General features: G+C 45.8%; 19 protein-coding genes. 9 read left to right on the forward strand and 10 right to left on the reverse strand.

The features are described 5' to 3' along the window. From AWB54_RS04875 to AWB54_RS04890, 4 genes are all read left to right on the forward strand, one after another. Positions 1-1,203, forward strand: coding sequence for a sensor histidine kinase (locus AWB54_RS04875; RefSeq protein ID WP_061213493.1), 1,203 nt, complete (start codon positions 1-3; stop codon positions 1,201-1,203). 272 nt (positions 1,204-1,475) lie between these two features. Further along, entirely contained in the window at positions 1,476-2,579 is a 1,104-nt protein-coding gene (locus AWB54_RS04880) for an AIR synthase-related protein (protein WP_061213494.1), read from the forward strand. A gap of 217 nt (positions 2,580-2,796) precedes the next feature. Then, complete coding sequence (locus AWB54_RS04885) at positions 2,797-3,264, forward strand: GNAT family N-acetyltransferase (protein ID WP_061213495.1); 468 nt, start codon at positions 2,797-2,799, stop codon at positions 3,262-3,264. 341 nt (positions 3,265-3,605) lie between these two features. Continuing rightward, complete coding sequence (locus AWB54_RS04890; RefSeq protein WP_061213496.1) at positions 3,606-4,919, forward strand: cyclic 2,3-diphosphoglycerate synthase; 1,314 nt, start codon at positions 3,606-3,608, stop codon at positions 4,917-4,919. 386 nt (positions 4,920-5,305) lie between these two features. Here the strand turns inward: AWB54_RS04890 and AWB54_RS04895 are convergent, their stop codons facing one another. Next, the gene (locus AWB54_RS04895) at positions 5,306-6,511 is read right to left on the reverse strand and encodes an MFS transporter (RefSeq protein WP_153014663.1); all 1,206 of its coding nucleotides are present in this window, start codon (positions 6,509-6,511) and stop codon (positions 5,306-5,308) included. A 529-nt stretch (positions 6,512-7,040) separates the two neighbouring features. On the opposite strand from AWB54_RS04895, the gene AWB54_RS04900 reads away from it, so the two are divergent. Next, the gene (locus AWB54_RS04900; RefSeq protein ID WP_061213498.1) at positions 7,041-7,799 is read left to right on the forward strand and encodes a histone deacetylase family protein; all 759 of its coding nucleotides are present in this window, start codon (positions 7,041-7,043) and stop codon (positions 7,797-7,799) included. Between the two features lie 64 nt (positions 7,800-7,863). On the opposite strand, the gene AWB54_RS04905 is transcribed toward AWB54_RS04900, so the two are convergent. After that, entirely contained in the window at positions 7,864-9,153 is a 1,290-nt protein-coding gene (locus tag AWB54_RS04905; RefSeq protein WP_201785608.1) for a Glu/Leu/Phe/Val family dehydrogenase, read from the reverse strand. A gap of 173 nt (positions 9,154-9,326) precedes the next feature. Further along, on the reverse strand, positions 9,327-9,926 hold the full coding sequence (locus AWB54_RS04910; RefSeq protein ID WP_061213500.1) for a 5' nucleotidase, NT5C type: 600 nt from the start codon (positions 9,924-9,926) through the stop codon (positions 9,327-9,329). 269 nt (positions 9,927-10,195) lie between these two features. Here AWB54_RS04910 and AWB54_RS04915 point away from each other — a divergent pair, with 269 nt between their 5' ends. Together AWB54_RS04915 and AWB54_RS04920 are read left to right on the forward strand one after the other, a co-directional pair. Continuing rightward, positions 10,196-10,588, forward strand: a complete 393-nt coding sequence (locus AWB54_RS04915) for a bacteriohemerythrin (protein WP_061213501.1) — start codon at positions 10,196-10,198, stop codon at positions 10,586-10,588. A gap of 161 nt (positions 10,589-10,749) precedes the next feature. Beyond that, positions 10,750-12,021 (forward strand): ArsB/NhaD family transporter, encoded by a 1,272-nt coding sequence (locus AWB54_RS04920; RefSeq protein WP_061213502.1) that lies wholly within the window; start codon positions 10,750-10,752, stop codon positions 12,019-12,021. Between the two features lie 69 nt (positions 12,022-12,090). Here the strand turns inward: AWB54_RS04920 and AWB54_RS04925 are convergent, their stop codons facing one another. From AWB54_RS04925 to AWB54_RS15645, 6 genes are all read right to left on the reverse strand, one after another. Further along, positions 12,091-13,002, reverse strand: a complete 912-nt coding sequence (locus tag AWB54_RS04925; protein ID WP_061213503.1) for a hypothetical protein — start codon at positions 13,000-13,002, stop codon at positions 12,091-12,093. 554 nt (positions 13,003-13,556) lie between these two features. Further along, on the reverse strand, positions 13,557-14,300 hold the full coding sequence (locus tag AWB54_RS04930; RefSeq protein WP_061213504.1) for a tyrosine-type recombinase/integrase: 744 nt from the start codon (positions 14,298-14,300) through the stop codon (positions 13,557-13,559). Positions 14,301-14,331: 31 nt separating this feature from the next. Further along, positions 14,332-14,658 carry a hypothetical protein gene (locus AWB54_RS04935; RefSeq protein WP_061213505.1) on the reverse strand — a complete coding sequence of 109 codons (327 nt, stop codon included), beginning with the start codon at positions 14,656-14,658 and terminating at the stop codon, positions 14,332-14,334. Between the two features lie 78 nt (positions 14,659-14,736). Next, a complete protein-coding gene (istB, locus tag AWB54_RS04940) occupies positions 14,737-15,459 on the reverse strand; it encodes an IS21-like element helper ATPase IstB (protein ID WP_061213506.1) in 723 nt (240 codons plus the stop codon). A gap of 27 nt (positions 15,460-15,486) precedes the next feature. Beyond that, positions 15,487-16,215, reverse strand: coding sequence for a Mu transposase domain-containing protein (locus tag AWB54_RS15640; protein ID WP_153014664.1), 729 nt, complete (start codon positions 16,213-16,215; stop codon positions 15,487-15,489). 95 nt (positions 16,216-16,310) lie between these two features. Next, a complete protein-coding gene (locus tag AWB54_RS15645; protein ID WP_153014665.1) occupies positions 16,311-16,955 on the reverse strand; it encodes a hypothetical protein in 645 nt (214 codons plus the stop codon). A 609-nt stretch (positions 16,956-17,564) separates the two neighbouring features. On the opposite strand from AWB54_RS15645, the gene AWB54_RS04950 reads away from it, so the two are divergent. Further along, the gene (locus AWB54_RS04950; protein WP_061213507.1) at positions 17,565-17,855 is read left to right on the forward strand and encodes a hypothetical protein; all 291 of its coding nucleotides are present in this window, start codon (positions 17,565-17,567) and stop codon (positions 17,853-17,855) included. 127 nt (positions 17,856-17,982) lie between these two features. On the opposite strand, the gene AWB54_RS04955 is transcribed toward AWB54_RS04950, so the two are convergent. Further along, entirely contained in the window at positions 17,983-19,980 is a 1,998-nt protein-coding gene (locus tag AWB54_RS04955) for a methyl-accepting chemotaxis protein (RefSeq protein WP_061213508.1), read from the reverse strand. Between the two features lie 471 nt (positions 19,981-20,451). Here AWB54_RS04955 and AWB54_RS04960 point away from each other — a divergent pair, with 471 nt between their 5' ends. Further along, positions 20,452-20,937: a hypothetical protein gene (locus AWB54_RS04960; RefSeq protein WP_061213509.1), complete on the forward strand. Its 486-nt coding sequence runs from the start codon at positions 20,452-20,454 to the stop codon at positions 20,935-20,937. Positions 20,938-20,968 lie beyond the last annotated feature (31 nt).

Here is a 20,968-nt window from a genome sequence, read left to right on the forward strand (position 1 = left end):
GTGTTTGCTAAGCTTAGAAAAAAATTTGTTATCATTAATATGTCGCTGCTGACCATAGTATTTTTAGTCATCTTCAGCGTTATTTACCTCTTAACCGCGGTGGCCGGAGAACGACAAACAGAGTTTGCCTTGAACACTATAATGTTCGCTCCCCCTCGTCCTTTTCCGGATAATCCTGTTCTGGCCAGCAGTATGGTGGCTGAATTGGATGAAAAGGGCCATATGGTGAAAAGTTTTTCCTTCATGAATATGAGTCAGCAGATAATTGGACAGGCAGTTGAGCAGGCGGTGCAAAGCCGGGATTTGTCAGGCAAAATCCGGATTGAGGAGAGCTATTACGCTTTTCTGAAGCATGATACCGGCAACGGGACCAGGATAGTTTTTGTGGATCGGACTCCCCAGCACCGGATGCTGATGAATCTATTGCTGACTTTTCTGCTGGTGGGTAGTATCAGCCTGCTGCTGCTTTTCCTGATCAGCATCTACCTGGCCGATAAATCCATCCAACCCATTCAAGAGGCATTTGAAAAACAAAGGCAATTTATTGCCGATGCTTCCCACGAGCTCAGAACCCCGCTGGCCGTAATAAAAACCAATCTGGCCTTGATAACCGCCAACAGCGAAGAAAGCGTTAAAAGCCAGTCCCGGTGGATTGACTATATCTCTTCCCAGACGGATAGTATGGCCAACCTGGTCGATGATATGCTGGCCCTCGCCCGAATTGATTATATGGAAGCGAAAACTCTTTTCACCCGGTTTGATTTAAGCCAGACTTTAAGCAGCACTCTCCTGGCTTTTGAAGCTATTTTTTATGAAAAGCATATAAGCCTGAAGCAAGAAATTCAAGAAGATATTTTCTTCAATGGGGAGAAGGAGAACATAAAGAAAGTCATCAGCATCTTGATTGATAACGCCATAAAGAATACCGGGGCCAACGGGAGCATTACCGTTCGGCTGGCCAGTGACAAAAATAAAATAGAGATGCGGATAAGCAACACGGGTGAAGGGATTCCCGCTGAAGATCTGCAAAAAATATTCGAACGCTTTTACCGGGTGGATAAATCCCGGAGCCGGGAAAACAGGGGTTATGGTTTAGGACTGGCTATTGCGAAATCAATTATAGAACAACAGCAGGGAAGGATTTATGCTACCAGCACTCCGGGGGCAGATACATCTTTTGTGGTGGAATGGCCCAGGACTTAACTACGAGGAATAACGCTTCTTCTTGTCTCTATATTCCATAGTCAGCGTTTTGCTGTGGGGAATTATCCCCAGCCCTCCGGGGAAAAATAGGTTTAACGAAAGAATATATTTTGAAAGTATACATGAGAAAGCCCTTATCAGGAAGGAACGGATACTATACAATTAAGGAGAAAAGTGAGGAATTTCTCTACTTCTGCTTAAGTTCAGGCAAAGAAAAAAATCTCTTAGTGAATGAAGAAATCCCACGACTATTCTTATGAGGAGGTTGTTTTATGAATAAAGTGGAAAAGGCGCTAATGCATGCTTTGTTTGTACACCTGCATCACAACACAGATAAGGCGATTAATTTTGGCTTGTTCAAGCAGCTAAATCAAAAAGTAGAGCAAATCTGGCCCGGAGCCTTATTGGTAGGGCCTGATGCCAATGATGATGCCGCCGTATTTCGTATTCCAGGTACAGATTGCTTTATTACCGCGAAAATGGAAAGCCACTGTTCACCCAGCGTACCCCGGCCTTATGACGCTGCTGCTACCGGAGCCGGGGGGGCTATGCGCGATGTGGTAGCCATGGGAGCCCGGCCCATATTCCTGCTGGATTTCATCGGTACGCGTCCCCTGGAACAAGAAGTTATTGTTGGCCCCTGTGGATTTGCCGGAGAATGTACCTGTGGCCAATGTGAAATAATGAGCAGCCAGGACAGGATTAATCTGATGCTTGAAGGGATGGCCAAAATGTGTGAAACCATGGGCGTATTTGTGGTTGGAGGTGGCTTTTCCACCTCATTCAGTGATATAGTACCTGCTGTGGTAGTGGCGGTAATTGGCCAGCAAGTTACGGAAAAACCCCTTACCAAACCGGCAAAATCTGCTGGTGATAAAATCATCATAATCGGGGGGACCGGTACTGATGGCAACGATACCCTGTATAGAGCCGGTTTGGTGCCGGTAATGCAGCCGGCTCTGGCTTTATTTGCGGAGGAGAAAACCACTATGGAGGCTACCTTGGCCGCTTTCACCACCGGGAAAATCAAGGCTTGCTCGGACCTGGGCGCAGCCGGAATTGGAGCGGCGGTATGTGAGTCAGCCCGCTTTGGAGGATTGGGAGCCCGGGTGGAACTGGATAAAGTCCCGGTAAGAGAGGCTAATATTACCCCGGAAGAGATATTTATTTGTGAAACTCAAGCCCGCATGCTGCTTCAAGTCCAGCCGGAAGATGTGGACGAAGTACTGGAGGCCATTCGCAGTAGAAATGGCATTGCCGCCGTAATCGGCGAGATTACCGATCAGGATTATAATGTTTTCAGCTACCAGGGTCAAACGGTGGCTAGCATAGTGAATAAGCCATCGCCGGAACTGCTGCAGGAATTAATGGTTTAAAGCTGTGGTTCCACTGCAAAAACCCCTTTTGTTGCATAGGTTGCATAAATATACAAAGCGAGCGATGGCGAAGCATGGGTGCAGCACCTTGCACCCTTCGGGTACTCCTGGTGTATCCTAGCGGATACAATTAAGTTGTACCGGCGAAGGCGAGCAGGCGACTGCGAGCGGTATATTTATACAAGCAAAATCACAAGAAAATAGAGAAGGGGAGAAGATGGTGACTGGCCCTTGCCGGATAGAGAGGGCGGGCATAAAAGATTTGCCTTTAATGCTCGAATTATGGAGATGCATACCCGGGCTGGGAGTGGGTAGTGGTGATGAAGAGGAATCCTTGCGCTTATTTATGGAAAGAAACCCCTCCACCTGTCTGCTACTGAAGGATGGAGAGCGTTTGCTGGGGACCGTGCTCGGGGGCTTTGACGGGCGCCGGGGATATATTTACCACCTGGCGGTGCACCCTGATTGCCAGGGCCAGGGTTATGGCCGGGAGCTGCTTAAAGAGGTACTCTATGAATTGCGTAAGCTGGGAGCCCCTAAAATACACCTTTTCGCTTTCAATGATAACCAGCTGGCGGCGGGTTTTTACCAGAATCAGGGCTGGGAATGGCGCCGGGATATTCAAGTATTTTCCTGGGATATGGATAAATGGAAGACGGAAGACGGAAAACGGAAAACGGAATGACGGGGGGGACGGGGTTGTTGACAAAGCTTTCTTCATGCGGACGCTATTAAGGTTATCACGTCCGGTACTTAGCCCAACCTCGTTAAGTCAATAGAGAATTATCCTTTCTAAGTGCCGGGGCGGAGACATCCAGCGTCAGAAAGTTTATTTTCATACTAACCCCATGGCTGGCACTCAGCATATCTGATAATCTGTGAACCAATATAAAGATGCTGAGTGCAGAGATGAAAAGTGATTTCTTACTAACCGAGCAGATCCGGGTTAAGGTTTTACCACTTCCGAATTGTAGAGGAATGGTCGGTACCCGGGCTACTATAAAAAAACCAGAGAGGTGGGTTTTAATGAAAGCGACTCGAGTAATCATTATGGGTGCAGCCGGGAGAGATTTTCACAACTTCAACAGCTATTTTCGGGATAACCCGGCCTATGAGGTGGTAGCCTTTACGGCTACACAGATTCCGGATATAGAAGGACGACAGTATCCGCCTGGATTAGCCGGCAAGCTGTATCCGCAAGGCATACCCATTTACGCGGAAGCAGAGCTGCCCGAATTAATAAAGAAATATGATGTGGACCAGGTAATCTTCGCTTACAGTGATGTATCCCACGAATATGTAATGCACCAGGCATCTCTGGTTATGACTGCGGGGGCGGATTTCCGCTTGATGGGGCCAAAAACGACCATGCTCAAGTCCAAACGCAAGGTGGTAGCGGTTACTGCGGTGAGGACGGGCAGCGGGAAAAGCCAGACTACCCGGTATGTGGCGGAACTGATTACTGCCAGCGGCAAAAAAGTGGCTATTATCAGGCATCCTATGCCCTATGGCAATTTGGAGGAGCAGCTATGCATGCGTTTTGCCAGTTATGAGGATTTGGACAAATTCAAATGCACCATCGAAGAAAGAGAAGAGTTTGAACCCCATATCGATAACGGCATGGTGGTCTATGCCGGGGTTGATTACGAAGTTATTCTGCGCCAGGCGGAGGAAGAAGCGGATGTGATTCTCTGGGATGGGGGCAACAATGATATTCCTTTTTATGCTTCCGACTTGCACATAGTAGTGGTTGATCCCCACCGCCCCGGGCATGAGACTAGTTACCATCCGGGTGAAACCAACCTGCGTATGGCCGATATCGCTATTATTAACAAGATTGATTCCGCCGACCCCGCCAGGGTAGAAGCGGTCAAGGAAGCTATAATCAAGAACAACCCGCAGGCTAAAATCATCATGGCCAACTCCCCGATTACGGTGGAAAACCCCGATTCCGTTAAGGGCAAGAAGGTTCTGGTGGTGGAAGATGGTCCCACCCTGACTCATGGGGAGATGGCTTATGGCGCGGGGGTTATTGCGGCGGAAAAATTAGGTGCGGGCGAATTGATAGACCCCCGTCCCTATGCGCTGGGCAGCATCAAAGGAACCTTTGCCAAATATGGGCATTTATCCCGATTACTTCCGGCCATGGGTTATGGGAAGACACAGATTGAAGAATTGGAACAGACCATTAACAACTCACCGGCGGAGGTAGTAGTTATCGGAACCCCTATTGATCTGCGCCGGGTTATGTCCATAGACAAGCCGGCCGTGAGAGTGCGCTATGATTTGGAGGAAATCGGCCATCCCCAGCTGGCGGAACTGCTGGCAAAGGTGCTGTAAATCCAGGGACAATGTAAATACGGTTCTACTGCAAAAACCCCTTTTTGTTGCATAGGGTTGTATAAATATGCAAAGCGAGCGTTGGCGAAGCATGGATGCTTCACCCTTCGGGTACCCCTTGAGCTGCGAGTCGAGCCGTTGGTGTTGCCCATGCGTAGACTGCGAGCGGAATATTTATGCAAGCAAATGCATAATTATTACTTTTTGCAGCGGAATCAAATACAGGTCAAAGTGAAAAGAGTCGGGGAAATTTGTGGCCGCCCGGCCAGTCTCTAATAAGGGGACAGCCGGGCGGCGGTTTTTTCTGTTTGTTTAATTCCTGCTGTTTCACCCTGCGGGTGTAGCTATTAAAGTTGGGGGTTTGGGGGGACTGGAAAATCGGAAAACTAAGCCTGTTGTACTTCGGACTTCAAATCCTTGCCCCAGAGGGCGAAAACAAGCATTCCGGCCAGGCCGCAGAAGAAGGCGGTAATAAAGTTGGTGCCGGGGGAAATATGCCAGAGCCAGGCACTGCTCAGAGCAGCCAGGGAGACGATAACATCCCGGATCAGGTAATAAGTACCAAAGGTAGCTGCTTTCAGGTCTTCGGGAGCCAGATCCATAATAAGAGCCTTGCGGGTGGGTTCGCCGAATTCCTTGAGGCCGCGGATGACAAAGGCGAAAGCCAGAGCGGCAAAGCTATGCGAGAAATAGAGAACCAGAGGGAAGAGGGTAAAAAAGACGAAGGTAATCAACACAAAGGGTTTCTTGCCGTATTTGTCCGCCAGATAGGCTACCGGGATATATACCAGGACGGCGGTAATCATTTCGATAGTAGTTAATATGCCGAAGTGAAAAGCAGATATTTTATTTACTTCCACCACCCACAGGACGACAAAGGCATAAGGTATCTGCTCGGCAAAGCGGATTAGTATATCGGATAGAAGCAGGCTGCGCAGCCCTGGAGAGAAAGAGGAGAATATATCCCGGGCGTGCAGATGGGCTTCCTGTTTTTCTTCGCTGTCTTCAATGAAATAATACTGGACGATCAGAGAGAGCAGGCCCAGAACAAAAGCAAGGCAGAAGGCGATGCGAATGCCCTCTACTTTGCCGAAAGCTCCGATGAGCAAGCCGCCGATGATTGGCCCCAGAGCCATGGGAATGCGCCTGACCAGCGAATGCAGGGTAACACCCATGGTTCTTTTATCTTTACTCATAACCCGGGAAACCAGGCTCATTATGGCTGGCAGGGAAATGGCCGTCCAGGAAATGAAAAAGATACAGCCGACCAGCACCGCTTGCCAGCGGGGAATGATTATAACTATGGCATAGCCGAAAAGGGCTATGACAGTGAAAAGCATCAGGGATTTCTTGTAACCCAATTTTTCCGCCAGGTATCCTCCGGGAAAAGAATAGATGGCACTTAAAAAGTTATCCATAGCGTTCAGGAAACCGACGGCATAGATGCTGCCGCCCAGGGCAATCAGGTAGAGAGGCAAAAAGCGCTCGGCCATTTTCTCGCCCATACCGATTAAGATTACCATGACGAGCATGGAAATCATGCTGGAATTAATACCGAAAAAATTCTTCAGACTTTTCTTTATATCAAGCACGGCCATCGCTCCAACGGGGAAAATGCATGGGGAATAAACTACAATTCTTATTATAGTCCTAAAACGATGATAGGGGATAAGATTTATTTTTCCGGCTAAAACACAAGCATTGAATCTGAACAAGGGCAATAAGCCTAACGCCGATTAACCCTTGATAGTTATAATATAAGTAAGACCGTCCCCATGATATATTATCTTGCTAACCCCCATGGCCGGAGGCCACAACCACCGAAAGTGAGTCAGCAGGCTCTTGAACAGCAAGGTATAGTCGGAAATAACCTTATTTCCTTACCCCTCACTCCTCACTTTTCTTATTAACCGGGCAGGGAAAAAACTGTTACTGGCGAATTAAGGAAGAAAGGGTTATCATGTCCTTTTTTACCGCTTATAACGAAGGTTAAATATGTTTCCCGCTTCTTTAAGTGACCGGTTTCCTATTAACAAAGTAGTCGGCGGTTAATAATCTCCCGTCTCGTTGCAGCGCTGTGTCGAAACTTTTTGATAGAAGAATGAAGGAGGATTAAAGCAGATGAAGGTGATTTTTGAACCCCGGTTTTTGTCTTGCTATTGTAGTGACCCGGCAGCCTCGGAGCACCGCCTGGACAAAGCCCTGGAGTTATTGCGGGAAGATTATCCCCTGGAGCAGGCCGCTCCGGCTGTTGACAGTGATGTTTTGCTGGTACACAACCAGCATCACCTGAACCGGGTCAGGTTCAACCGGCAGGTCTATGAAATGGCCCTGCTCTCTGCCGGAGCCGCCATTAAGGCCGCAGAACTGGCGGCAGCGGGCGAGCCGGCCTTTGCTTTATGCCGTCCTCCCGGACACCATGCCAGCCCGGATGGTTTCTGGGGCTTTTGTTATTTTAATAACATTGCCATTGCGCTGGAAAAACAATTGCAAAAGGGAACGATTAATTCGGCCCTGGTAATAGATTTTGATCTCCATTTTGGAGATGGCACCAATAATCATCTTAATAATCGTCCCGCCTTTTCCTATTACCATCTGGATGGGGACAATGCCCCGAATTACTTGCAAGGATTGAAAAAACTGCTGGCCCACCTGCGGGGAGTTGATCTCCTGGGCATATCGGCAGGTTTTGACCAGCACAGCCAGGATTGGGGGAGGCTGCTGGATACGGAGGATTATCACGAAATCGGGCGACTGCTGGGGGAATTTGCCCGGGAAAAATGCGCCGGTCGGGTCTTTGCTGTTCTGGAAGGAGGATATAACCCGATTTCTCTGGGGGAAGCGGCCCTGGCCTTCTGGCAGGGTATCGAGGGGAAGTAAGCCGGTTTCGCTACATTCCGGCTTCTTCCCGGACATTTTCTTAGGTGAGGAGTGAGGGTAAGTTCTACACCCAGCCCCGCATCCGGGCCGCCTGGGCCACCCGGTTGATGGAGATTACATAAGCGGCATCACGCATATACAGGCTGCTCTGCCGGGCCAATTCACTGACGGCTTTAAAAGCAGCGGTCATTTTACTGTCCAATTTTTCTAAGACTTCATCCTTTTCCCAGAAGTAATTGCTGTTGGACTGAACCTGCTCAAAGTAGCTGCAGGTTACCCCCCCGGCATTGGCCAGGAAATCAGGGATGACAAAAATACCCCGTTTTTTGATTACTTCATCGGCATCCGGTGCGGTAGGACCGTTGGCCCCTTCCGCCAGGATTCTTACCTGAGGGCTGATTTTTTCCACATTGGCGATGGTGATCTGGTTTTCCAGGGCGGCGGGCATCAGGATATCCGCCGCCTGCTCCAACCAGGCCCCGCCCTCCAAAACCTCGTAGCGCAGATCCTGAGCCTTGCTCTTGTCTATACCTCCATACATATCGGTAATCCCACAGAGTTCATCCACATTTATGCCGTCTTTCTTGCGGAAGGTGTAAGGTTTGCGATCCACATGATCCCAGCAGGATACAGCGATAGCTTTGCCGCCCAGTTCGCTGTAGAGGCGGGCCGCATATTGCGCTACATTGCCGAATCCCTGTATGCTGGCAGTGGTAGCGGCAATATTGATGCCTTTTTCTTTAAGGGCCTCACGCAGGGTATATACTACTCCATATCCGGTAGCCTCGGTTCTGCCCAGGGAACCGCCCATTCCCACCGGTTTGCCGGTAATGAAGCCGGGAAACCTTCCCCCGTGAATGGCTTCGTATTCATCCAGCATCCACAGCATATGCCTGGAAGTGGTCATAACATCAGGCGCGGGCACATCCAGGTTGGGGCCAACATTTCGAGCCACCTGTCTTACCCATCCCCGGCAAAGTCTCTCCTGTTCATTATCACTCAAGTTGCGCGGGTCGCAAACTATTCCGCCCTTGCCGCCACCCAGGGGAATGTCGACTACCGCACATTTCCAGGTCATCCACATGGCCAGAGCCCGAACCGTGTCCGCGGTTTCATGGGGATGAAAACGGATTCCGCCTTTGGCCGGTCCCCGGGCATCGTTATGCTGAACCCGAAAGCCACGAAAAACCTGGGTACTGCCGTTATCCATTTTGACCGGTATCAAAAAGTGATATTCTCTCATGGGTTGGCGGAGCAGTTCTCGTGTTGCTCCCTCCAAACCGATGATTTCCGCTACCCGGTCAAATTGCGCCTGCGCATGCTCATAAGGATTATAAGTCTTATCCCCCATCATTCCGTCCTCCTCATTTTTATTTGCTAAATCATTTCTTCTCATCTTTGGGCAAAATTATATCTCTCCCGGCTGGCAACAGCAAGTAGACCGGGCAAGTATACAGGTACACAAGGTTGGTTTTACCCTGACACAGTTTATTGGTGCTTGTAGCGTAAGGTCATGCGGAATCAAGTTTAAGCCCGCCTGGTATTGGCGGGGAGTTGCTTAACCCGGTCCAAAACTTCGTTCCAGTGCTTTACTCGTATAATACTATCTGAACTGAGATGACGGTTATAGGGATAATCGAACAAGATCACCGGCATGGCCCGGCTCAATTCCCAGGCCAGGTCATGGTGATCCTCAATCATAAGCTGCACTCCATGTTGCATACAGACCTCCAGCTTGCTGAAGTGGTGCATATTGGGGGTGGCATTTAAAATCAAATCATCATAGGGGATACCATAGTGCCTCAGCCAATCTATCGTAACCTGCTCCACCTTCTGAAAATTCTGGTTACGGGAAGTAATGAGTATGAGCTCGTGCTCTTGCTTCAATTGTTTAATTGTTTCCACTGCCTCTTCTTTGGGCTTCATCTCCCGGTAAATGGTTCCCAGGTAGGTGTTGAGAAACAAATCAGCGGTGCTCTCATCCCAGCCCAGGACATCCTCCAAGTAATAGTAGTTTAAATCCGGGAGAGTGTTAAGCTTTCGTTCCTCTCCGAATATCCGGGCGTAATGCATAATCATTTCCGTGGTGTGGGTGATGGTATTGTCTATATCTATTCCGATCTTCATCCTTATTTATTACCTCTCCTAATCTAGTTAAATCAATATTCTATACTATGCAAGCATCTTCCTCTTCCCAACTGGCTGGAAGGAAAGATATGATTGATTTTCATCTTTATTTCTTTGAAATTATCGTTTACGGCTTGAGTAATATTCTAAAAAAGATGTGGAGCCAGAAGCAAAGCTGTAGAATGAGAAAAACGAGAATTGACAAAGCTTGAGTATAGGCCCTATGCTCATAATAATAAAATTTGCAAAAAATATGGGGGGAAGGGAAAATGATAAAATGGAAAGATGAGTATAGCGTGGGGGTTGAACATATTGATGAACAGCATCGCCGATTGTTTGAAATAGCCGGGCGGGCTTATGATTTGCTTAAAGATGAGCTGGTAGTGGATAAATACGATCGAATCGTGGCCATTCTGGGGGAGTTAAAGGACTATTCTGTTTTTCACTTCCATTCGGAAGAGGAATATATGAAGAGCATTGGCTACAGAAAGTTTTTATCGCATAAAGTAATTCACGATGATTTTATCGAAAAAATTAACGGCATTGATCTGGACCAGGTTGATGAAAACCAGGACAAATACCTCCTGGATATTCTCGATTTTATTGTTCGCTGGATAGATGGGCATATTCTGGGTCAGGACAAGCAATACATGCAAAGCTGAGTGTCTTTGCTCACTAAGAGATAGAACGGGTAAGAAACACTTAAACTACGCTGTTCAGTCTATACCCGGATCGGGGGGTGCCGGGGAAAACTTCCAGGGAAATCAACTTTTGTAGTAGAATCCGCTTTATATTTAGAAAATGCTTTTGGGAGATGTGATATTTGACCGCATTTTACTTATCCATTGTCATATTCCTGGCAACTTATGTATTTATTATTTTTGAGAAGGTTCACCGTACTATTATCGCTCTGGTAGGCGCAGGTTTGGCCATTGCCCTGGGCTTGCTCAGTCAGGAAGCAGCTATTGAATATATTGATTTCAATACCCTGGGTCTATTGATAGGCATGATGATAATTGTAGGTATTACCCGAAGAAGCGGAGTTTTTGGTTATCTGGCCATAAAAGCGGCGCGGGTGGCAGGAGGCAAACCGCTGCGCATTTTGGTGGCCCTGGCGGTGGTAACGGCAGTACTGTCAGCTTTTTTGGACAATGTAACCACCGTGCTGTTGATAGTTCCGGTTACTTTTGTCTTGACCGATCATCTGGAAGTTCCAGCCTTCCCCTTCCTGTTTGCAGAAATACTTGCCTCCAATATTGGGGGAACTGCTACCCTTATTGGAGATCCCCCAAATATTATGATTGGAAGTGCCACCCATCTAGGTTTCCTTGATTTTATTGTCAACCTTGCTCCTATTGTAATTGTTATTATGATAATAACTTTGCTCTGTCTGGTATTAATGTTTAGAAAAGACTTGCGGGCTGATTCTCAGAAAATGGAGAGCATAATGGCTATGAATGCCCGGGAAGAAATCCGTGATTGGGCGATCTTAAAAAAATCTTTGTTGGTTTTGGGCTTAACCATAAGCGCCTTTTTCCTGCACGGATTCTTACACCTGGAAACCGCAACAATTGCGTTACTGGGGGCTGCCGTTCTAATGCTGATCTGTGCGGAGGAACCTGAAGATATTCTACTCAGTGTAGAATGGCCCACGATATTCTTTTTCGCCGGTCTTTTCATAATTGTTGGGGCTATGGAGGCCAACGGCGTTATGGAGTTGCTCGCTCGACAGGCGATGGAACTGACTGGCGGCAGTTTGACCGCCACCGCTGTGGTGGTGCTCTGGATATCAGCGGTATTTTCCGCTTTTGTGGATAATATCCCCTTCGTGGCCACTATGATACCGCTGCTGAAAACCATTGGGCAGATGTCAGGATTAACGATGGACCCGATTTGGTGGGCGCTGTCTCTGGGAGCTTGCCTGGGCGGGAATGGAACTTTGATTGGGGCTTCGGCTAATATTATTGTTGCTGGAATATCCGAGCGGCATGGTCAACATATAGGCTTTATAGATTATTTGAAGTATGGATTTCCTTTGATGCTGCTGTCCATAGCTATAGCCAACCTGTATATTTGTCTATTTTTACTGCCCTAGCTAGAAAAGGCGAAGCATGGATGTACCATTGGTGAAGGCAATAAGCTTACCAGGGGTGAGATTTTCTGGTCAGGACTTACCCCTGGTCATAGCCTTTTTGAGTTTTTCCTCCAGCTTTTTCAGATTATCCAGGCTTATTTCACCTTTTATTAGTACCAGCTCCATTTCTTGATTCTTGATGGCTTCTTCCAGGTCGCGCAGGGCAAATTCACAACAGCTTATTAGTCGTGGATCAGCATCCTTAGCCTGTACCTTGAGGCTTTCCCAATTTTCTTGCATCCTGGGTAGACGCAGAGCGGCTTTTTCCCAGTCCTGTCGCGCGCTCTCCAGCATAGCGGCCATTACTTCATATTTTACCCGGAAAAAATCCGGGGGCAGGGTCATAGCGAAAACCTGGGCTATGTCAGCAAAAGGCTGGTAAAGGCTTATGGCTGCCATCAGGCTTTCTTCTGCATTCTGTTTGCTCGCTGCCATGGTAAGACTGCTCAAGGTCTTTTCCCAATGCTCCCGTGAGCTTACCGGGAGGCCGGCTCGAACTGCTTCAGGCTCCAGCTGGTTCCAGTTCTGGTGAATACTTTTAACCCCCTGATTTATGGAGGGCCAGGCATTTTTTGAACTGGGAGCGGATTCTTGCTTTTTGCCCCCACCTTGCTTGGAGGAAGAAGCTGATTCTTCTTTCTGCTTTCCCTCTTTACTGGAACCCTCTTTTTGCTTCTGGCTGCTTGACGCTGAGGAACTTTCCGCTTCCGCTTGCTGGAACGATGGCATTATCTGGGCTTTTATCATTTTATCCAGTTCCTGTATTATTTTATCCAAATCCTTCAGGAGCTTTTCTGTCTCGGGAGGAGCCTCAGGTTTTTGCCCACTTGACTCTTTTGGCTTCTGCGCCTTAGATTCTTTTTGAGAACAGGCCGGGAGGAAAAGGAGGCCTAAAATTAGAAATGCCGACAGGAAAAGGCTTAAAACTTTGTTTTTATTCATAAGTTTTCACCTCAATAATATTTGTTTAGTGGAGTCATTTCTTGATAAATTCCCATTGATAGCACAATACTACAATAAGCAGGTTGGAGCCTGCCTCTGCATTTCATTTAAAACCGCATATCAGAATATCCCTATGGGTTAGTTTCTTACTAATCCCCGATTGATATACATCCCTGTGTGTTTGGTTGCTTGCATTTACTCCCTGATTATGATTAATTAGTGGAAAGAAAGATCTTAATAGAGAAATATGAGGAGGAATAAAACTAATGGAGTCAATCCTGGATGAATTAATAAGCGATATTAATCAAGCCGAATCTGCCCAGGTTACTCATTATATTTGTCTTGGTGTCGGTATCAGCAGTAGAGAAGTGTAGCTTTGCACGCAACTTGCAAATAATTCTCATATAACTTGCAAATTAACTAGCGTTTCCGGCTGCTTTTCGGCAAGTTTTGAAACAGATTTTATCATATATTTCTCATTAAACGCCCCGCCATGGGTCACTTCACCAGTAACAAAGTACCAGGAGAGGTGTGGCGGGTTCTGTTATATATAATTATTGGACTAAATGCTTTTTATATGCCTCTCGTTTCTTCTCCTCCGTTACCTGGGCATACACCTGGGTTGTAGAAGGGTCTGTATGACCGAGTAATGCTTGGTGGACACTGCTAAGATCTGCGCCGTTGTTCAAAGTTAAAAAGGCAAACGTATGGCGGAATGTATGGGGATGAATCTTCTTTTGAATTCCGGATCGCTTAGCAATAACTCTGATCACTCGCTGTATCCCACGCTGGCTTAATCTGCGGTAAGGACGGCGTTCCGTAATAAATAACGCCGGTTCATCATCTAACCTAGTCATAAGGTATTTTCTGAGATGATATACAGCTTTATAGGATAAAAAGACCGTCCTTTCCTTGTTTCCTTTTCCGATCACCCTCGTATCCATGGCCTGCCAATCGATATCTGATCGATCCAATTTTTGAATTTCTGATAGTCTGCCACCCGTCGCATATAAAACCTCAACCAAAGCACGCTCCCGATATGTTGAGCATGTTTCTCTAATCTGCTCTAATTCCCCAATGGTAAGCGCCTTTGGAAGTATCTGTTCCTTTTTCGGAGGCTTTATCCTTCTGGCAGGGTCTTTGGGTATAAGCTCTTCATCGGTCAGCCAACCAAAGAATGATTTAGCTACAGATAACTTTTTACTGATTGAACTCATCTTTAGCCGGTCAAAGCGGCTTAGGTATTCCCGGATATCAGCTGTGTCAATTTGATTAATTGGCTTAGTGGCGGCAACCATTTAATTATTTTATGTGCTAATTATCTGGGATCTAGTATCGTACCGTCGTATCGTACTTATAAGTTATATTATTAGGAAATTTTGCTATCTCTTCTAGTGTTAGGAGCTTGCCACTCATTACCCAAGTCCAACCATTTGTCACACCTTCAATATTATAGGCAAGAGGTCCGTCACCCAGGTTATCCAATGCGCATTGGATTTCCGCCGCATTAGTAGGGTTGGTTAAATACGCGATGTTGTACTCCCAACTGCCGATTAGAACATCATCTAACGGAATAGCAGCATAAGCGGCTGGTGAAAACATCATCATAAATGCCATAATCAAAACAATTAATATATGGTTCTTTTTCATTGTCACTTTTTTCTTTCCTCCTTGTGTTTGGCAAGTATAAAATACATCAAACGGCAAAAAATAAATCCAGCACCCCAGTTTCCATTATTTCCCTATCGTGGAATGTGTAAGTCTGTAGCTTTGTCCACCAAAAACCAGTAGATGACTATGGTGGATTAAGCGGTCAATAATCGCACTGGTTAACTTCTCATCGTAGAATATGCCATTCCATTTACTAAATTCTAAGTTGGTAGTGATAATAATACTGCGTTTTTCATAGCAATCAGCTACTACCTGAAAGAGTAGCTGCGCACCTTGGCGATCCAGGGGAATATAACCCCATTCATCGCAAATTAGTAAATCCAGCTTCGCCAGTTGCTTTAGCATTTTGCCCAGATTACCAGCATTTTGAGCATCATTTAACTCGTTGACCAGGGTTGATGTTCTATAAAATCCCACCTTCTTTCCTTGATTACAGGCTTCTACACCGATGGCGGTAGCCATATGGGTTTTGCCCGTTCCCACCGGGCCATATAGAATCAGGTTTTCCCTGTTTTTTAGGAGGACTGCAGTTTTCAAATCATCTAATGGTATTGATGCCGGTATCTCAATATGATCAAAACTGTAGCCATTAAAGGTTTTTATTACATCAAAACCGGCTTGTCTTAAACAGCGGTTTTTACGGTTTAATTCCCGTCCCTTAACCTCTATTTCTAAAAGTTTAGCCAGAAACTCTTCGTGGGTATCAGCCTTAATATCCGCATAGTTCTGTACTATGCTGTTTCCCCAGCGTAATTGCTTGCAATAGTCTTTAATCAATTCTTTCATCTGCACTCACCTGCTTTCAGGAAAGTATCATGTCAGATCAGGAGTATATATTGCCGGTGAATTTATGCTGGCAGATAATAACGGCAAAAAATCATTAAAGGTTGGTTCGGTTAATCGGCGGTAGCTTAACAGGATACTGTCAGCATCTGCTTTGCCGGAATCTAATGTCTCCAGCAAGCATATGGTTGCTGGAGACATATCTGTTTCGGTTATCATACGTACTAAAAGATTTAGGCTCTTCTTTTTTTCCGCATAATCCAGATTATTAAAATAGTCCTGCCAGGGGTCAGGTAGTTCACGATAAAATCCGGTATATTTCAAAGCATTAGGGCGTTTGGCCAGTGTAATTAGGTAAGGCAGCCAATCCATTAGTTCCTGATTCTGGCCATATAATCGTTTATGTTTTACGATAGGCTGGTATTGTTCGTTTAATAGTTCCACCTGATGGGCACCTAGCCTCATGTATAGTTCTTTATTTGCCACCTGGGGTGATGCGGAATATATGTTTGTATCAACACAGACTTTGCCGTATTTGTTGGCCGATAATTTCTGCATACGGCCGATCGTAAATGGTTTGGCCGGCAGGGGTAGCATGGCTGTAAGGTCATCTTGGAGAAGCTCATTTATTACCCGGCCTTTACGGTAATGTTTCCGGCAGTGGTCTTTTTCAGCCACGGCAAAAAGTCCCTGGTTAAATTCTTCAATATCACTAAAACTGGGTTCGGGTACAAAGTAGTTCCTGCGGCTGTAACCCACCTTGTTTTCAACATGGCCTTTTTCGTGCCCTTTACCGGGGTTGCAAAATTGGGGCTTAAAGCCGTAGTGGAGGGCGAAGCGGTAAAATTGGTCTACTAGTTTCCGCTTTCCTTTTTCCCCAATACAGCAACTGCCGCTGACATATTATCAAACCAGATTATACGGGGAACATGCTCTAAATATTCAAATATATCTTTTAGTCCGGTTAACAGGCATTCCTGGTTCTGACCCCGAAATATCTGGGGATACCCAGCATTACTGTACGGCAGCGAAAGAATTAATTCATATCCTTTGACTTTCTGGCCTTGCTCAATCATGACGATTTCGCCGAAATCTACCTGCGCTTCTCCTGCTGGGTGTTCCAGGGGAAGGTAGCCTTCTTCTTCACCGTATAGTTCTTTTTTTCTGGCAGATACATAGTTGCGAACGGTTCTTTCACAAGCATTAAATATATCCTTATGTTCTTCACACAGGCGGTCATAGATCCGCCGAGCAGTGTGCCGTTGTTTAACTGGCCGGTTCAGGTCTTCTTTAAGCCAGGCGTCAATTATCGGTTTTACCGGGTCAAGCTTCGACGGTCGTCCTCTTTTAGGTTTTCGGATTTCATTGAAATCGGTTTGCTCTGCATATTTTTTTACAGTCCTGAAATCATGTCCGGTCTCTTCGGCAATACTCCTAAGGGATTTGCCTTTATGAAAGTTTAAGTGTTTGATATGATATTGTTGTATCATCGTTAGCATCCTTTCTTATCTACCTCCTTTTGTCTCTTCAACAAAAAGGGTAGTATATTTTGGGGGTGCTGGCGATGATTTTTTTCCAATTTACTGCTGTATTTTTAACTTGCCATTCGCTGTATTTTTATTGTGCCATAAACATCCTCCTTAGTAAATCTTGATTCCTAAATTGTTCATTGCCATAAATTTTATTTCCATATATATAGTCTACTGCGACATTGAATTAGTTTTTCTAGAAATTGGGGCTATGATGAAGCTAAAGTTCAACATAGCCTTTTTCAATGTACTGTAACTTCGTTACGGTTCCTTTTTGTGCCCATTATCCGTTTCCATTAGGTGTTGGTTTCAAACTTTTTCACCTCAATAATATTTGTTTAGTGGAGTCATTTCTTGATAAATTCCCATTGATAGCACAATACTACAATAAGCAGGTTGGAGCCTGCCTCTGCATTTCATTTAAAACCGCATATCAGAATATCCCTATGGGTTAGTTTCTTACTAATCCCCGATTGATATACATCCCTGTGTGTTTGGTTGCTTGCATTTACTCCCTGATTATGATTAATTAGTGGAAAGAAAGATCTTAATAGAGAAATATGAGGAGGAATAAAACTAATGGAGTCAATCCTGGATGAATTAATAAGTGATATTAATCAAGCCGAATCTGCCCAGGTTACTCATTATATTTGTCTTGGTGTCGGTATCAGCAGTAGAGAAGGGAGTTATAGAAAACTGAGGGTAGAGAAAAATGAGGAGGGTAAGATCGCTCTGGGAGTAGATAATGATCTGCATTACATAGGTGATGACTGCGAAATTGAAAAGACTGGGAGCTTTGAAGATGGCGGCATAGACTATGAAATCAGGGAAGATGGGATACTTCTGCTTTTGCTCCAACTGCAAAAATAAGTCCTTCTAGTCCTTTGTGCTTGATAAAAAACTTTTCTTGCTTAGATTTCCGGCATAAGGGTGCTATGAACATGAAGAGCTGAGGCTGTTATTCTATTGTTGTTCATACCACCCTCGTGCAACCCGGTTACAACTTGAAGCGGGTAATAAGGAGATTTAGCTTTTCGGCGTTTTCTGCCATTCGGACAGATGCGGCACTTATTTCTGAAGCTGCTATAGCAGCTGTTTGGCTGGCCTCCGCTATTTTTTGGGCTCCGGCAGATGAGTCTCTTATGGTTCCGGCGGTAGAGTCCAGGCTGTGGTTTATGTCCTCCACTGAGGCCAGGACTTCTTCGGTATGCCGTTTTATTTTTTCGATTAGGCTTAAAAATATGTCGCTATCATTTTTGTAATGCGTGCATATCGTTACCATGTCTCCATAGTCGACAATAATCTGGGTATTAATAAAATTCAGCAATTCTTCGGCATAGTTGGTCAAATTGGCGATGGACCTTTGCACCTGTTCGGTCATGCCTTGAATCCCCTCTACCGCCGAGGCCGAGTTTTCTGCCAGTTTTCTTACTTCTTCCGCCACCACGGCAAAGCCCTTGCCCTGTTCCCCGGCTCGGGCCGCTTCTATAGCGGCGTTAAGGGCCAGAAGATTAGTCTGGCTGGCAATACCGGATATGTTTTCCGCCAATTCGGATATTTGTTCCACCACCCGGGCTTCTTCAATGGCTGCAGTAAGTTTTTCTTTTATAGTTCCATAAACATCTTCTGCTGTCTGTTTATGATCCTGGGCTCCGATCTGCATTCGCGCCGCTCTCTTTTCAATCCTTTGGGATTGAAGAACACCCTGCTCTGCATCCTTACTGGCCAGCAATAAGGCAGAAGATATACCTTCGCCCGAGGCATTTACTTCATCAGTTGCCGCAGATATATTGGTCATACCCGCCGCGATCTCTTCCGTAGAAGCGGATAGTTCCTCTACAGTTGAGGCTATATTTTCACCGGAAGCGGCCAGCTCTTGACTGGAAGCTGCTACTTCCTGGGAGTTAAGGGCTACTTCGTGCATCATATTTCTCAAGCCTTGAACCATAATATCCAGGCTCCTGGCCAGGTGACCAATCTCGTCCTGGCGAGCCAGAGCTTCAGCAGCGATTTCTACTCTCAAGTCACCGTCAGCAATCATGGCCGCATGCCCGGCAGCATTTTTAATTGGATTGGCGAGTATTCTGCCTAGATAAGTTGCCAGAGCGATGCCTATGAGAAGAAAAACAAGAGAAGCGACCAGCACCCCTACTGTCATGCTTTTCAGGCCAGCCAGTACTTCATCCCGGGGTGCGGTTACAGCAATCGACCAACCGGTATTTTCCACCGGGGCATAGCCCATGAATTTGTTGCTGCCGTCAATCCACAGGTATTCACCGTAACCACACTCTGCTTTCAACATATTATTTACAATTGCAGCCAGGGGAGCGAGGTTAGGATCCTTCTCCGCTTCGGCAATGGGATCATATTGTTCTATGACCATTTCCCCTTTAGGATGGGCTATAACCTGGCCTTGCCGGTTCAACATATAGGCATAACCGCTATCACAAAATTTTACCCCGGCCACTATTTGGCTCAAGGTCAAACCATCCAGTGCCGCCGCCAGAACCCCTATAACTTCTCCCTCGGCTCCGTGAATCGGGCTGACCATCATAATAATGGTACTGCCATCAATTCTACTGACAATAGGATCGGAAACGCTGGCTTGACCTTTAAGAGCCTGGTCAAAGTAATCCCGATCCTTTAAGTTGGTGGTCGAACCCGCAGTTGTGAGCACCTGCCCATCCAGCCCGGCAACCCCCATCATCAAATATCCCAGTCTTTTGTTGGCTTGTGCCAGAATGGGGCCTTGCTCTTCCCATTTCATACCAATAATTTCCGGCTGTTCCGCAATAGTCTCCATTACCGATAAATGGTTATCTAGCTCGCTCCCTACCAGCCTGGTGGCATCCTGGGCTTTGGCTGCCACACTTTGTTCAATGTTAGCCATTAAGGCTTTGGAGGCATAAAAATAAGATATGAAGCCTAAACCAGCACAAAAAAACAGCACCACCATACTAATATACAGCGTTAATCTGGAACCAATGCTTTTCATAATGATCCCTCCTCCAGATATTACAAAAAACTAGACGTCTGACGGCAGCAAGCCCATAACAAATAAGTTAATAAATTATTAGATAGATAGTTGATATGACTAGTGAAAGGCTCGAATAGTTGTTTTAAAAGAGTATTATATACAGTTTATTTCTATACTTTGATGGACTTTCCTGCCTATATTTGCAACATTTTGAGGAAATTTTGATTTCTGTCTATGAAGCAGGGATAGAACATATATTAGAATCGTGTAATAAATTATTAAAAATCACTTTAAATGGTACTCCTTCCATGCTAATATGTATATACTAACTTAAGTCATGGTTTATATAGTAAAATAGTCACGGTTCAAGTTTCTTATCTGCTTTTTTCGACATCGCTAATTGACTTTGTTGTTGAATAATAGTGAACTTCATCGTGCGCATAGCTATAAAAAGCTATGGAGCAGTTGGAGCGGGGGAGGAAAGGTATAATGAAATTTTCAAAAACCTTATTGGGCTTTAAGCCTGGCGAAGTAATAAACCAGATAGAAAATATGGAAAAAGAACAGCAGCAAAAAGTTGAAAGATTCAAGTCGGAAATAGAAAAAATTCAGGCCGCGCTAAAAAGTGCTGAAGAAAAGCGAGAAGAGCTGCAAAAGCAATTGAATGCTTATATGGAAAGAGAAAGAATTATTTCTGATGTAATGGTCACCGCCCAGATTAATGCCCAGAGAATTGAGGAACAAGCCCGGGAACGTGCCCGCCATATGCTGGAAAATGCTGAGGAGGAAATGAAACAGAAATTGCAAGAGCTTGATTTCTTGCGCATCAAAGTGGCTCGCTTTAAAGGAGAGTTTCGGGAAGTTTTGGACAATTACCGGGTTTCTCTGGAGAAAGTCAGGGAGGAACCTGAGGATTCAGGCTTTACCCCTACCTTAATCACCAAGGAAAACAGGAGGCATGATGTGTCTTCCTGAAATGAGACGGCAGGCACCTTGGATATTGAAT

This window comes from Syntrophomonas wolfei subsp. methylbutyratica (assembly GCF_001570625.1).
Taxonomy (GTDB): Bacteria; Bacillota; Syntrophomonadia; order Syntrophomonadales; family Syntrophomonadaceae; genus Syntrophomonas; species Syntrophomonas methylbutyratica.